Origin of the sequence: Pseudomonas sp. PDM22 (assembly GCF_014851965.1) — a bacterium.
In the GTDB taxonomy this organism is placed as follows: Bacteria; Pseudomonadota; Gammaproteobacteria; order Pseudomonadales; family Pseudomonadaceae; genus Pseudomonas.
On record NZ_JACVAR010000008.1, the window covers coordinates 157,721 to 170,542 of the forward strand.

Below are 12,822 nucleotides of genomic sequence, written 5' to 3' on the forward strand. Positions count from 1 at the left end.
CCGCTTCGCTAGGATTAGCGCACTTCTGCTCACCTGTCGCGATGGATTTCAATGAGTTATCAGGTTCTTGCCCGCAAATGGCGTCCGCGCTCGTTCCGCGAAATGGTCGGCCAGACCCATGTGCTCAAGGCCCTGATCAACGCGCTGGACAACCAGCGCCTGCACCACGCCTACCTGTTCACCGGTACCCGTGGCGTGGGCAAGACCACCATTGCGCGCATCCTGGCCAAGTGCCTGAACTGCGAGACCGGCGTCAGCTCGACCCCCTGCGGGCAGTGCTCGGTGTGCCGCGAGATCGATGAAGGCCGCTTCGTCGACCTCATCGAAGTGGACGCCGCCAGCCGCACCAAGGTCGAGGACACCCGCGAGCTGCTCGACAACGTGCAGTACTCGCCGAGCCGCGGGCGCTACAAGGTCTACCTGATCGACGAAGTGCACATGCTCTCCAGCCACAGCTTCAACGCCCTGTTGAAGACCCTGGAGGAGCCGCCGCCCCACGTGAAGTTCCTGCTGGCGACCACGGATCCGCAGAAACTGCCGGTGACCATCCTCTCGCGCTGCCTGCAGTTCTCGCTGAAGAACATGCCACCGGAGCGCGTGGTGGAGCACCTCACCCACGTCCTGGGCGCCGAGAACGTGCCGTTCGAGGACGATGCGCTGTGGCTGCTCGGTCGCGCGGCCGATGGCTCCATGCGTGACGCCATGAGCCTCACCGACCAGGCCATCGCTTTCGGCGAAGGCAAGGTGCTGGCCGCCGATGTGCGCGCCATGCTTGGCACCCTGGATCACGGGCAGGTCTATGGCGTGCTCCACGCACTGCTGGAAGGCGACGCCCGTGCGCTGCTGGAAGCCGTTCGCCACCTGGCCGAGCAAGGCCCGGACTGGGGCGGCGTGCTGGCCGAAATGCTCAACGTGCTGCACCGCGTGGCCATCGCCCAGGCGCTGCCGGAGGCCGTGGACAACGGCCAGGGCGACCGTGACCGCGTGCTGGCACTGGCCCAGGCACTGCCGGCCGAGGACGTGCAGTTCTACTACCAGATGGGCCTGATCGGCCGCCGCGACCTGCCGCTGGCGCCCGATCCCCGTGGCGGCTTCGAGATGGTGCTGCTGCGCATGCTGGCGTTCCGCCCGGCCGATGCCGACGGCGCGCCCAGGTCGCCACTAAAGGACCTGGGGATCAGCAAGGCCACGGCTGATTCCAACCCGAACCCAGTGGCCGGCGCCGCCGTTGCAGCGCCGGTTGCATCCATTGCTCCGCCGCCTGCTGCGCCAGCGCCGGTCGCTCCTGTAGCGCCGGTCGCCGAGGTTGCCCCGGCTGTTGCCGCGCCGCAGCCTCAGGTGGCTCCGGCTCCGGCTCCGGCTCCGGCTCCGGCTCCGGTGGTGGAGGCAGCGCCTGTCGCTGCTCCCGCGCCGGTTGTCGAGGCGGTTCCTGCTCCTATCGAAGCGCAACCGGAAGTGGTCGTCGCTGCAGAGCCTGTCGCTCCGGCCGTCGAGCCGCAGCCGCCAGTTGCCGAAGCGCCGGTCGACCTGCCGTGGGACGAACCCTCGGCACCGGTTGCCACCGCTCCCGCGCCGGTCGAACCTGCTGCACCTGCACCTGCACCTGCACCTGCACCTGCACCTGCACCCGTAGCGGCAGCGCCAGCACCTGCATCAGTGGCTGCCCCTGCACCGGTGGAAGCACCCGCACCCGTCGTGGCAGAAGCACCGGCCGACGACGATGATCGCGATGACGAGCCGCCGCCCGCCGAGGATTACTACGAAGTCGACATGGAATCCTACGGCTACCTCGAGAGCGAGGCGCCGCAGGAGCAGGCCGAGCCGGAGCCCGAGCCCGCCGCCATGCCCGCCACCGGCCTTGCCGCCGAGTGGCTGGACCTGTTTCCGCGTCTGGGCCTGGCCGGCCTCACCGCCAGCATCGGCGCCAACTGCACCCTGGTGGCGGTGGACGGCGACAACTGGCACCTGCACCTGGACCCGGGCCAGAGCGCGCTGTTCAACGCGACCCAGCAGCGTCGCCTGAACGATGCTCTGAACCAGTTCCACGGGCGTACCCTGACCCTGCAGGTCACCCAGCAGAAGCCCGAGCAGGAAACCCCGGCCCAGGCCGCCGCGCGCAAGCGCGCCGAGCGTCAGCGCCAGGCCGAGGCTTCGATTGCCGCCGACCCTTATGTGCTACAGATGAAGCAACAGTTCGCCGCGGTGGTCCGCGACGGTACTATCGAACCCCTGGAGGCCAAGGCTTGAGCCTGGGCCGACGACTGAACGAATCGAGGAACTCGACATGATGAAAGGTGGCATGGCCGGCCTGATGAAGCAGGCCCAGCAGATGCAGGAAAAGATGCAGAAGATGCAGGAAGAGCTGGCCAACGCCGAAGTGACCGGTCAATCCGGCGCCGGCCTGGTGAGCGTGGTGATGACCGGTCGCCACGACGTCAAGCGCGTCTCCCTGGATGACAGCCTGATGCAGGAAGACAAGGAAATCCTCGAGGACCTGATCGCCGCCGCGGTGAACGACGCCGTGCGCAAGATCGAGCAGAACAACCAGGACAAGATGTCCGGCATGACCGCCGGCATGCAGCTCCCGCCTGGCTTCAAGATGCCTTTCTGATCCAGGCATCCCGCTGACCTGTAGGAGCGAGCTTGCTCGCGAACGCTCTACCGGCCCTTCACGGCCTGGCAGGGTTCGCGAGCAAGCTCGCTCCTACAGTCGTTCTACCCCTCCGAAAAATATCCTGAGACCGCCCCATGAGCTTCACGCCGCTGATCCGCCAACTGATCGACGCCCTGCGCACCCTGCCCGGAGTGGGGCAGAAGAGTGCCCAGCGCATGGCGCTGCAGCTGCTGGAGCGTGACCGCAGTGGTGGTCTGCGCCTGGCCCAGGCACTGACCCAGGCGATGGAGGGTGTCGGTCACTGCAAGCAGTGCCGCACCCTGTCTGAGGACGAGTTCTGCCCGCAGTGCACCGACCCGCGCCGCGACGATAGCCTGCTGTGCGTGGTCGAAGGTCCGCTGGACGTGTTCGCCGTCGAGCAGACCGGTTACCGTGGCCGCTACTTCGTGCTCAAGGGGCACCTGTCGCCGCTGGACGGCCTCGGCCCGGAAGCCATCGGCATTCCCGAGCTGGAAGCGCGAATCAAGGCCGGCAACTTCAGTGAGATCATTCTCGCCACCAACCCCACGGTGGAAGGCGAGGCAACCGCCCACTACATCGCCCAGCTGCTGGGCGGCGGCGACCTGGTGCTGTCGCGCATCGCCCACGGCGTACCGCTGGGTGGCGAGCTGGAGCTGGTCGACGGCGGCACCCTGGCCCACGCTCTGGCTGGGCGCCGGCCGATCAGTAGCTGAGCCATCCAAGCACTTCCTGTACGACGAACAAGGCCGGAGCAATTCCGGCCTTGTTGCATTCGGGCTCAGCAGGCGCAGCTGATGCTTTCACCGCCTGCAAGCAACGAGTCACCTGCCACGCCGACCAGAGCCAGGCCTTCGTCCAGCCAGCCGGTCACCCCGCCGATCATCTCCTTCACCGGCAAACCCAGCGCGGCGAGCTTCGCGGCGGCGCGGTGCACGCCGTTGCAGTGCGGTCCGGCGCAGTAGACGACGAACAGGGTGCCCGAGGCGAACTGCGCCATGCGCCGGGCATCGATCTCGCGAGTCGGCAGGTTCAGTGCTCCGGGTACATGCCCACGGGCAAAAGCGGCGGCGTTGCGCACATCGAGCAGGACGAAATCCTGCTCGCCGTTCTGCAGGGCGTGGTTGACGTCGGAACAGTCGGTTTCGAAGGCCAGGCGGTGGCTGAAGTGGGCGAGGGCATCGGCCGGCAGGGCGGCGGGGAACTGGCTGACGAGGCTGGGCATGGCAAGGCTCCTGTGGAAGATGGGGGCACTGTATGTGGCCTTGCGAGTCGGCTACAGTGGCGGCCTGGACAGTGATCGGAAGTTTTCCGCCAAATGCCGCGCAATCCCCTGGAAGTCGCCATTCTTGCCTACGACGGCCTGTGCACCTTCGAATTCGGCATCGCCGTGGAAATCTTCGGCCTGCCGCGTCCCGAGTTCGATTTCCCCTGGTATCGCCACCGGGTCGTTGCCGTGGATGCGGGGCCGATGCGCGCCATGGGCGGCATCCAGGTGCTCGCCGATGGCGGGCTGGAAGCCCTCGACACGGCGGGCACGATCATTGTGCCGGGCTGGCGGGATCGTGCCGAGGCGCCTTCTGCCGAGCTGGTACAGGCGCTGCGCGAGGCCCACGCTGAGGGCGCGCGGCTAGTGTCGATCTGCTCCGGTGTCTTCGTCCTGGCCGCCACCGGATTGCTGGACGGCCAGCGGGCGACCACGCACTGGCGCTACGCCGAGGAGCTGGCGACGCGCTTCCCGGCCATCGAAGTCGATGCCCAGGTGCTCTATGTAGACGCCGGGCAACTGATCACTTCCGCTGGTAGCGCGGCGGGCATCGATGCCTGCCTGCACCTGGTGGCGCGGGACTTCGGTGCGCAGGTTGCCAATACCGTCGCGCGGCGCCTGGTGATGTCGCCGCAGCGCGGCGGCGGTCAGGCGCAGTTCATCCCCGCGCCGGTGGCGCAGGCGCCCCGGCATGACTTCGCCGGGCTGCTGGACTGGGCCCGGCAGCGGCTGGACCGGTCGATCAGCGTCGGCGAACTGGCGAGCCGCGTGGCCATGAGTGAGCGCACCTTTCTGCGCCGCTTCAGCGAAGCGACGGGGATGACGCCCAAGGCCTGGCTGCAGCACGAGCGCATGCTGCGCGCCCGTGAATTGCTCGAAAGCAGCGCTGACAGCGTCGAGCGGATCGCCGAGCAATGCGGCTTCGGTACCGTGGAGAGCTTCCGCAATGCCTTCCGTGGTGCGGCTGGCGTAGCGCCTTCGGCTTACCGCGAGCGATTCGGGACGGCACATCTGTCCTAGCCGATGGCGGGTGTCTCGCCTTGAAAACCAAGCAAGCGCTCGGTAAGTTTCAGTCAAACCGTCTGGAGCCTTGCCATGTCCGTGTTCGCCGAATACTTCGATGACAACCACCGCCTGGTCCGCGACAGCGTGCGGCGCTTCGTCGAGCGTGAAATCCTGCCCCACGTTGCCGACTGGGAGGAGGCGGAGGAGTTTCCCCGCGAGCTGTACCGCAAGGCGGGCGAGGCCGGCATCCTCGGCATCGGCTATCCCGAGGCGTTCGGCGGCAGCCACGAGGGCGACCTGTTCGCCAAGGTGGCAGCCAGCGAAGAGCTGATGCGCTGCGGCTCCGGCGGGTTGGTGGCGGGGTTGGGTTCGCTGGATATCGGCCTGCCGCCGCTGATCAAGTGGGGCCGCCCGGAGCTGCGCAAGCGCATCGCGCCGCAGGTGTTGGCCGGCGAGAAGATCATGGCACTGGCGGTCACCGAGCCCTCCGGTGGCTCCGACGTCGCCAGCCTGAAGACCCGCGCCGTGCGCGACGGCGACCACTACCGAGTCAGCGGCAGCAAGACCTTCATCACCAGTGGCGTGCGCGCTGACTACTACACCGTGGCCGTGCGCACCGGCGGCGATGGCTTCGGAGGTGTCAGCCTGCTGCTGGTGGAAAAGGGCACGCCCGGCTTCACCGTGAGCCGCAAGCTGAAGAAGATGGGCTGGTGGGCGTCGGATACCGCCGAGCTGTTCTTTGACGACTGCAAGGTGCCGGTGGAAAACCTGATCGGCGCGGAGAACATGGGCTTCGCCTGCATCATGGCGAACTTCCAGAGCGAGCGCCTGGCCCTGGCGATCATGGCCAACATGACTGCGCAGCTGGCGCTGGACGAGGCGCTGGCCTGGAGCCGCGAGCGCGAGGCGTTCGGCAAGCCGGTCGGCAAGTTCCAGGTGCTCAAGCACCGGCTGGCGGAGATGGCCACCCAGGTCGAAGTGTCCCGCGAGTTCACCTACCGCCAGGCGGCGAAGATGGCGGCCGGCAAGAGCGTGATCAAGGAAATCTCCATGGCCAAGAACTTCGCCACCGACGTGGCCGACCGGGTGACCTACGACGCGGTGCAGGTACTGGGCGGCATGGGCTACATGCGCGAGAGCCTGGTGGAGCGGCTGTACCGCGACAACCGCATTCTCTCCATTGGCGGCGGCACGCGGGAGATCATGAACGAGATCATCGCCAAGCAGATGGGGCTCTGAGCGCCCTTACATCGACGGGCGTGCGCCGGCGGCCTGGCTGCGCCGCCACGCCGCCGGCGGGCAGCCGTATTCGCGGCGAAAGGCGCGGCTGAAGGCCGTGTCTGTCTGATAGCCGACGTCCTCGGCGATCCGCGCCAGCGGGGCGTTGCTGCCGCGCAGCAGGTTGGCGGCCAGCAGCATTCGCCACTGAGTCAGGTACTGCATTGGCGGGCAGCCCACCAGCCCGAGGAAGCGCTCGGCCAGCACCGAGCGCGAAGTACCGGCGCAGCGCGCCAGTTCCTCCAGGCTCCAGGGATGAGCCGGTGACTTGTGCAGGGCGCCCAGGGCGCTGCCGACTATGCGGTCGTGCAGCCCGGCCAGCCAGCCGCTGCGGTCCTCGCCCTGTTCCTCCATGTACAGGCGCAGCACCTCGATGAACAACACCTCCGCCAGCTTGGCCAGCACGCCGGCACCGCCGGGACGGGGCGAGCGCGCCTCGGCCAGCGCGTAGCGCACCGAGGACTCCAGCCAGGCGCCAGCGGCCGAGCCGCGCACGTTGACCTTCACCAGCGCCGGCAGCCCGGCGAGCAGCAGCCTCGCCAGCCGTGCGTCGCAGGCGAGGTAGCCGCAGACAAGGCGCGTCGTCGCACCACCGCCGCCATAGGCCAACTGGCGCGGCCGACGGGCCAGCACCGCGTCCAGTCGTGCTCCCGTGGCCGGTGGGACGCCGGGTTGCGAGGCCATGCGATGGGCGTGGCCCTGGGGGAAGATCACTGCATCGCCGGCCACCAGCCGCACTGGCTCGGCTCGGCCCATTTCGACGAAGCATTCTCCCTCGGTGATGAGGTGGAAGATCACCACCTGTTCGGCGCCCGGCTCCAGCAGCTCGACCACCGAATCTGCCCTTGGCGATTGATAGCACCAGGGCGCGGTGAAGCGCGCATTGATGAAAATGGCGCCGACCAACCGGACTACGCGCAGGGTCTCCGACAGTGCGTCCATCAGGGGGTGCCGCTGTCGATGTCCAGGCGCACCGGTACGGCTTCGGCCAGTGCGCTGAGCATCGGGGAGACGCGCATGGCCTGCTCGACCATCTCGCGTACTTCTGCATCCGGGGCACCCGGCACGCTGATGCTGACCTGCACGTGGACGGCCAACGGGCCGGCGGGGATGTGCTGGCCATCTTCGCGGCGCAGCCCGAGCAGGCCGTGCAGGTCGGTGTCGCTGGTGACTTGCGCCTCCAGCCGCTGTGGCTGCATTCCTCGCTCGGCGGCCAGCATGGCGATGCGTGTAACGGCGCAGGAGGCCAACGCGGCGCGCAGCAGCCAGCCGGGGCTGACACGCTCGCCATCGCCACCCAGTTCCTGCGGCAGGTCGGTATGGATCAGGTTGCCGTCCGGATGACGCGTCTGCGTCTTGCCGCCGCCTTCCCAGAGCGCGGTGGCGGGGACGTCGCGGACCTGGGCGACGCCAGGCCGCTGGCGCACCAGGCGCTCCAGGCGCTGCTGGGCGGTGAGGATGCTTTGCGTGCTCATCGAGGGGCGCCTCCGGAGCGGGGTTCTCAGTCGAAGTCTGGGCGCGAAAGCGAAGCCGTGGCGAGCCGCCGGACGATCGGACAGGCAACACCGACGCTGGAGCAGGACGGCGGCCAGGCCGCGGCGCAGCATGAAGGTGCGGGATGTCGCGGTACCCGCATCAGCCCACCCATGGAGAGTGTCATGCCGAAGTTCGTCATAGAGCGCGAGATCCCCGGCGCCGGAGCCCTGACCGACCGCGATTTCCAGGCTATCGCGCAGAAGTCCTGCAAGGTCTTGAACCAGCTGGGGCCGCAGGTGCAGTGGTTGCACAGCTACGTGGTCGCAGACCGCATCTACTGCCTGTACATAGCCCCCGACGAAGCCGCCGTGCGAGAGCACGCGCGACTGGGCGGCTTCCCGGCCAATCGGATATCGCAGGTCGTCACCACCCTCGATCCGACCACCGCCGAATGAGCGCGCCTTGCCCGTCAGGAGAACCACAAATGACTACCGCTGTAGACCTCAATGCCCTGAAACAACGCCAGATGGCCACCTGGGCCAGCGGCGACTACGCCGTGATCGGCACCACCCTGCAGATCGTCGGTGAGCGCCTGGCCGAAGCCTGCGACCTGCTCTGCGACGAGCGGGTACTGGACGTCGCCGCCGGCAACGGCAACGTCACCCTGGCCGCCGCCCGGCGTGGTTGCCGGGTGATCTCCACTGACTACGTGCCGCGCTTGCTGGAACAGGGCGCCGAACGCGCCCGTGCCGAGCATCTGGCCGTGGAGTTCCGCGAGGCCGATGCCGAGGCGCTGCCCTTCGAAGCCGGCAGCTTCGATGCGGTGGTCTCGACTTTCGGCGTGATGTTCACCCCCGACCAGGCGAAAGCCGCGTCGGAACTGGCGCGGGTCTGCCGTTCCGGCGGACGCATCGGCCTGGCCAACTGGACGCCCGAGGGCTTCATCGGCCAGGTGTTCAAGGTGCTTTCGGGTTACATCCCGCCGGCGGCGGGTGTTCGCCCGCCGTCCGCGTGGGGACGGGAGGAGCATCTGCGCGAGCTGTTCGACGGATCGATCGGCGAGTTGCGTGCGACGCGGCAGGTCTTCAACTTCCGCTATCGCTCCGCCGCGCATTTCATCGAGGTCTTCCGCGACTGGTACGGCCCGCTGCACAAGGCTTTCGCCAACCTGCCGGAAGCGGATGGGAAGTTGCTGGAGCGTGATCTGACGCAGCTGCTCGAAGCGAGCAATCGCGCGGGCCCCTCGTCGCTGGTGGTGCCCAGCGAATATCTGGAGGTGGTGCTGACCCGTCGGTGATCGCTGTCCGGCAATGATCCCTGAAAAAAACGGCGCCCATCCGGGGGTAAGGGGGATGGGCGCCGGCCCGACAGGGAAAAAGGGACTCTTTGCCTGGAAACTTCAGATTGGCGCGTTACTTGGCCTCGTAACCCTCGGCGGCGGACTTGCGCTTGGGCTTGGGCGCGAAGCGCCTGGCCAGCTTCATGCTGCCGGTGACCACCTTCTGGTACCAGACCGGCAGCAGGCGCAGCATCACGTCGATGGCGTGGGCGTCCGAGCCAATCAGGATGCGCCGCGAATCGCGCTCCACGCCGCGGATGATCACCTGCGCCGCTTTCTGCGGGGTGGTGCGCAGCAACTGGTCGTTGAACTGGGTGCGCGCCGCTTCCGCGTTCTGCCCGGTGACCTTGACCATGCTGTCGTTCATGCGCGCGGTCTTGGCGATGTTGGTCTTGATCCCGCCGGGGTGCACGCAACTGGCGGAGACACCGCCGCGCTCCATGTCCAGCTCCTGGCGCAGCGATTCGGTGAAGCCGCGCACGGCGAACTTGGTGGCGTTATAGGCGCTCATGCCCGGCTGGGAGAACAGGCCGAACACGCTGGAGACGTTGACGATGTGGCCGTCACCGGAAGCCTTCAGGTGCGGCAGGAAGGCCTTGGTGCCGTAGACCACGCCCCAGAAGTTGATGTTGGTGATCCACTCGTACTCTTCGTAGTCGCTGGCTTCCACGGTACCGGCATGGGCGACGCCGGCGTTGTTGAACACCAGGTTGACCTTGCCGTGCTCGCGGGCGGCCTTGTCGGCCCAGGCGTGCACCTGCTCGCGGTCGGCGACATTCACCGTGTCGATGGACACCCGCACGCCGGAGGAGGAGAGCAGTTGGCGGGTTTCCTCCAGGCCTGCGGCATTCACGTCCGCCAGGGCCAGGTGGCAACCACGGGAGGCCAGTTCCACGGCCAGGGCGCGGCCGATGCCGGAGCCTGCGCCGGTGATGGCGGCGACCTTGTTCTCGAAGTTCTTCATGCCGGCACCTCCTCGGCGTGGCGTTGCGGTTGGACGACAGGGCTGCTCAGGGGTTTGGCCTTCAGATGATAGGCGCCGGGATCGAACTGGCTGGTCAGGGCGCGGAAGCGCCAGGTGAAGCCCGGCCACAGGGTGCAGTTGCGCCCGCTCACCGGGTGCAGGTACCAGCTCTTGCAGCCGCCGGTGTTCCATACGCTGTGGTTGAGGCCACGCTGCAGCTTCTCGTTCCAGCGCTCCTGCACCTCCTGCTTCACTTCGACGCTCTGCAGCTCGCGGCGATCCATCAGTTTGATGGCGCCCAGCACGTAGGCGATCTGCGACTCGATCATGTAGACCATCGAGTTGTGGCCCAGGCCAGTGTTCGGGCCCATGAGGAAGAACAGGTTGGGGAAGCCGCGGGTCATGGTGCCCTTGTAGGCTTCCGGGCCGTTCTTCCAGGTGTCGAGCAGGTCCACGCCGTCCCGGCCGAACACCACGCCGCGCGGGATCGGGTCGTTAGCGGTGAAGCCGGTGCCGAAGATGATCGCGTCCACCTGACGCTCGCGGCCATCGCTGGTGATGATGCTGCCGGCCTTGATCTCGCGGATGCCGTCGACGATCACCGAGGAGTTGGAGGCCGCCAGCGCCGGGTAGTAGTTGTGCGACATGAGCACGCGCTTGCAGCCGATGGTGTAGTCCGGGGTCAGCTTGCGGCGCAGGTCCGGGTCCTTGACCTGCTGGCGGATGAAGCGCTCGGCCAGTTTGCCCACCAGCTTCATTGCCCAGGGTGCAAAGGTGAAGCCCAGTACACGGCCTTCGAGCATGCTGTAGAGCGCGCCGCGCCAGAGTTTCTGCACGGCGGGGAAATGGCGGAAGCGCGCGCGCTCCTTGTCGCTGATGGCGCGGTCCGGCTTGGGCAGGATCCACGGCGCGGTGCGCTGGTAGAGGTCGAGCTTGGCCACCAGCGGCTGGATTTCCGGGACGAACTGGATCGCCGAAGCGCCGGTGCCGATCACCGCGACGCGCTTGCCCTTGAGGTCGTAGTCATGCTCCCACTGCTGGGAATGGAAGGCCTTGCCCTGGAAGTTCTCCAGGCCCTTGAGCGCGGGGATCGAGGGGATCGACAGTGCGCCCATGCCGGAGACTACCGCCTTGGCGGTGTAGTGGTTGCCGGCGGCGTCGAACAGGTGCCAGAGCTGCTGTTCCTCGTTCCACTCGAAGCGCGCCATCTCGGTGTTGAGCAGCGTCTTGTCTTCCAGGCGGTACTTCGCCCAGCACTTCTCCAGGTACGCGCGGATTTCCGGCTGGCGGGCGAACATGCGCGTCCAGTCCGGGTTCGGCTCGAAGGAGAAGGAGTAGACGTGGGATTGCACGTCGCAGGCGCAGCCCGGGTAGTTGTTGACCCGCCAGGTGCCACCGACGCCGGCATCCTTTTCGAACAGCAGGAAGTCATTCTCGCCTTCCTGCTTCAGGCGTATCGCCATGCCCAGCCCGGAGAACCCGGTGCCGATGATGGCGACCTTGCAGTGTCTGGGGGCAGTCTTTGGTTGGGTACTCACAACCGTACTCATGGCCACGCTCCTGTTATGATTATTGCTGGCGTATACAACTGTCTACGTGATGAAATGTAGACATCTGTATACCGCAGGAACAACCAACCTTAGGTGGGGTCGGGCGCCAGACACATGGAAATCGGACAGGAAGAACGGCCAGCGGAGGCCGCCGGCAAGCGCGCGCTGATCGACGCGGCGCTGCGCCTGGCGGCCAGCCGGCGCAGCCTGAGCAGCCTCGGGCTGCGCGAGCTGGCGCGTGAAGCGGGGCTGAACCCGAATACCTTCTACCGGCACTTCGGTGACGTGGATGATCTGGGCCTGGCGATCATTCGCGACATCGCCACTCAACTGCGCCAGCCATTGCGCGACCTGCGCCGCGAGGCCGCCGAGCGCGCGCAGCCGGGGGAGGGCGCGGCCAGCGTGCCTTTCGGCCTGGACCTGGAGCGTGGCCAGCGGGTGACGCGGGAGACCGTGCGGTTGTTCTTCGACTTCGTGGAAGGCAACCCGCAGGCCTTCATCATTGGTGTGCGCGAGCTGCATGGGCCGTCGCCGGTGCTGCGCGAGGCGTTGGCGCGAGTGATGGACGAGTTCGGTGAGGACATGGCCGAGGACATCCGCCAGTTCCACCTGCTGCCGGACATCGACGAGAACGAGTTGAACCAGCTGTCGCGGCTGATCAGCCGGCAATTGTTCCAGCAGTCGCTGGACTATCTCGAGTGCCCGCCGGAGCAGCGCGGGGAAGTCTGCGCCCTGGCCGAACGACAAATCCTGTTGCTCTTCACCGGTGTCGCGGTGCTGCAGACTTTCGGCATGCTCGCTAGGCTGTAAGTCTTCTTGGTTCATAGCGGGAGCGTCAGCATGTTGCCTTTGCCCCTGTTCGGTGGCTGCGCCTGCGGCGCGGTGCGCTACCGGGTGGATGCCCAGCCGGAAGAGACCGGTTACTGCCACTGCCGCATCTGCCAGAAATCCAATGCTGCGCCGGCAGTGCCCTGGGCGGTGATTCCGCTGACGGGCTTCGCGTATACCGCCGGCGAACTGGGGATGTGGCGCTCAAGCCCGGACGGCGAGCGGCGCTTCTGCGTGAAGTGCGGCACGCCGATGGAATTCCGCGTGCGCGACGGCGAGACCGTGGGGCTCAATACCGTGACCCTGGATGAACCGGAGCTGATCGAGCCGCAATGTCATGTCTGGTGTTCGTCGCAGCTGTCGTGGTTCGACACGGTGGATGATCTGCCGCGGAGGCAGGAGGGTTGAGTGTAGGAGCGCGCGCGATCGCGGGCATGGCACGCTCCTACGAGATAGCTCTGTGCTCGGGCCAGCCCTCACCCT

Annotated in this window: 13 protein-coding genes and 1 pseudogene; 9 read left to right on the top strand and 5 right to left on the bottom strand. The window is 67.1% G+C overall.

The window, feature by feature from the left end; translation table 11 throughout:
• The first annotated feature begins 51 nt into the window (after positions 1-51).
• The 3 genes from dnaX (at position 52) to recR (ending at position 3,348) form a co-directional block, all read left to right on the top strand.
• The gene (gene dnaX, locus IB255_RS25635) at positions 52-2,247 is read left to right on the top strand and encodes a DNA polymerase III subunit gamma/tau (protein ID WP_192211025.1); all 2,196 of its coding nucleotides are present in this window, start codon (positions 52-54) and stop codon (positions 2,245-2,247) included.
• 37 nt (positions 2,248-2,284) lie between these two features.
• Positions 2,285-2,611 carry a YbaB/EbfC family nucleoid-associated protein gene (locus tag IB255_RS25640; protein WP_045209089.1) on the top strand — a complete coding sequence of 109 codons (327 nt, stop codon included), beginning with the start codon at positions 2,285-2,287 and terminating at the stop codon, positions 2,609-2,611.
• Between the two features lie 137 nt (positions 2,612-2,748).
• Entirely contained in the window at positions 2,749-3,348 is a 600-nt protein-coding gene (recR, locus tag IB255_RS25645) for a recombination mediator RecR (protein ID WP_081518567.1), read from the top strand.
• A gap of 65 nt (positions 3,349-3,413) precedes the next feature.
• Here recR and IB255_RS25650 read toward each other — a convergent pair whose 3' ends face one another.
• Complete coding sequence (locus IB255_RS25650) at positions 3,414-3,857, bottom strand: rhodanese-like domain-containing protein (protein ID WP_081518566.1); 444 nt, start codon at positions 3,855-3,857, stop codon at positions 3,414-3,416.
• 93 nt (positions 3,858-3,950) lie between these two features.
• On the opposite strand from IB255_RS25650, the gene ftrA reads away from it, so the two are divergent.
• Both ftrA and IB255_RS25660 read left to right on the top strand, forming a co-directional pair.
• The gene (ftrA, locus tag IB255_RS25655; protein ID WP_081518565.1) at positions 3,951-4,919 is read left to right on the top strand and encodes a transcriptional regulator FtrA; all 969 of its coding nucleotides are present in this window, start codon (positions 3,951-3,953) and stop codon (positions 4,917-4,919) included.
• A 75-nt stretch (positions 4,920-4,994) separates the two neighbouring features.
• On the top strand, positions 4,995-6,143 hold the full coding sequence (locus tag IB255_RS25660) for an acyl-CoA dehydrogenase family protein (RefSeq protein ID WP_081518564.1): 1,149 nt from the start codon (positions 4,995-4,997) through the stop codon (positions 6,141-6,143).
• A 6-nt stretch (positions 6,144-6,149) separates the two neighbouring features.
• Here IB255_RS25660 and IB255_RS25665 read toward each other — a convergent pair whose 3' ends face one another.
• Both IB255_RS25665 and IB255_RS25670 read right to left on the bottom strand, forming a co-directional pair.
• Positions 6,150-7,124 (bottom strand): AraC family transcriptional regulator, encoded by a 975-nt coding sequence (locus IB255_RS25665; RefSeq protein ID WP_151187656.1) that lies wholly within the window; start codon positions 7,122-7,124, stop codon positions 6,150-6,152.
• Positions 7,124-7,657 (bottom strand): OsmC family protein, encoded by a 534-nt coding sequence (locus IB255_RS25670; protein WP_192211026.1) that lies wholly within the window; start codon positions 7,655-7,657, stop codon positions 7,124-7,126. Before IB255_RS25670 ends, IB255_RS25665 begins: the two co-directional genes overlap by 1 nt.
• 183 nt (positions 7,658-7,840) lie before the next feature.
• Between IB255_RS25670 and IB255_RS25675 the strand changes: the two genes are divergently transcribed.
• Both IB255_RS25675 and IB255_RS25680 read left to right on the top strand, forming a co-directional pair.
• On the top strand, positions 7,841-8,113 hold the full coding sequence (locus IB255_RS25675) for a DUF4242 domain-containing protein (RefSeq protein WP_081518561.1): 273 nt from the start codon (positions 7,841-7,843) through the stop codon (positions 8,111-8,113).
• Positions 8,114-8,142: 29 nt separating this feature from the next.
• A complete protein-coding gene (locus tag IB255_RS25680; protein ID WP_192211027.1) occupies positions 8,143-8,955 on the top strand; it encodes a class I SAM-dependent methyltransferase in 813 nt (270 codons plus the stop codon).
• 115 nt (positions 8,956-9,070) lie between these two features.
• Here the strand turns inward: IB255_RS25680 and IB255_RS25685 are convergent, their stop codons facing one another.
• Both IB255_RS25685 and IB255_RS25690 read right to left on the bottom strand, forming a co-directional pair.
• A complete protein-coding gene (locus IB255_RS25685) occupies positions 9,071-9,961 on the bottom strand; it encodes an SDR family NAD(P)-dependent oxidoreductase (RefSeq protein WP_192211028.1) in 891 nt (296 codons plus the stop codon).
• A pseudogene (locus tag IB255_RS25690) lies at positions 9,958-11,549 on the bottom strand (flavin-containing monooxygenase). Before IB255_RS25690 ends, IB255_RS25685 begins: the two are co-directional and overlap by 4 nt.
• A gap of 76 nt (positions 11,550-11,625) precedes the next feature.
• Here IB255_RS25690 and IB255_RS25695 point away from each other — a divergent pair.
• Both IB255_RS25695 and IB255_RS25700 read left to right on the top strand, forming a co-directional pair.
• The gene (locus tag IB255_RS25695; RefSeq protein ID WP_151187652.1) at positions 11,626-12,321 is read left to right on the top strand and encodes a TetR family transcriptional regulator; all 696 of its coding nucleotides are present in this window, start codon (positions 11,626-11,628) and stop codon (positions 12,319-12,321) included.
• A 30-nt stretch (positions 12,322-12,351) separates the two neighbouring features.
• Positions 12,352-12,747, top strand: a complete 396-nt coding sequence (locus IB255_RS25700) for a GFA family protein (protein ID WP_081518557.1) — start codon at positions 12,352-12,354, stop codon at positions 12,745-12,747.
• The last annotated feature ends 75 nt before the right edge of the window (positions 12,748-12,822 follow it).

Coding starts and splice junctions, on each gene's coding strand:
- dnaX (WP_192211025.1), top strand. CDS start 52: ATGAGTTATCAGGTTCTTGCCCGCAAATGGCGTCCGCGCTCGTTCCGC.
- IB255_RS25640 (WP_045209089.1), top strand. CDS start 2,285: ATGATGAAAGGTGGCATGGCCGGCCTGATGAAGCAGGCCCAGCAGATG.
- recR (WP_081518567.1), top strand. CDS start 2,749: ATGAGCTTCACGCCGCTGATCCGCCAACTGATCGACGCCCTGCGCACC.
- IB255_RS25650 (WP_081518566.1), bottom strand. CDS start 3,857: ATGCCCAGCCTCGTCAGCCAGTTCCCCGCCGCCCTGCCGGCCGATGCC.
- ftrA (WP_081518565.1), top strand. CDS start 3,951: ATGCCGCGCAATCCCCTGGAAGTCGCCATTCTTGCCTACGACGGCCTG.
- IB255_RS25660 (WP_081518564.1), top strand. CDS start 4,995: ATGTCCGTGTTCGCCGAATACTTCGATGACAACCACCGCCTGGTCCGC.
- IB255_RS25665 (WP_151187656.1), bottom strand. CDS start 7,124: ATGGACGCACTGTCGGAGACCCTGCGCGTAGTCCGGTTGGTCGGCGCC.
- IB255_RS25670 (WP_192211026.1), bottom strand. CDS start 7,657: ATGAGCACGCAAAGCATCCTCACCGCCCAGCAGCGCCTGGAGCGCCTG.
- IB255_RS25675 (WP_081518561.1), top strand. CDS start 7,841: ATGCCGAAGTTCGTCATAGAGCGCGAGATCCCCGGCGCCGGAGCCCTG.
- IB255_RS25680 (WP_192211027.1), top strand. CDS start 8,143: ATGACTACCGCTGTAGACCTCAATGCCCTGAAACAACGCCAGATGGCC.
- IB255_RS25685 (WP_192211028.1), bottom strand. CDS start 9,961: ATGAAGAACTTCGAGAACAAGGTCGCCGCCATCACCGGCGCAGGCTCC.
- IB255_RS25695 (WP_151187652.1), top strand. CDS start 11,626: ATGGAAATCGGACAGGAAGAACGGCCAGCGGAGGCCGCCGGCAAGCGC.
- IB255_RS25700 (WP_081518557.1), top strand. CDS start 12,352: ATGTTGCCTTTGCCCCTGTTCGGTGGCTGCGCCTGCGGCGCGGTGCGC.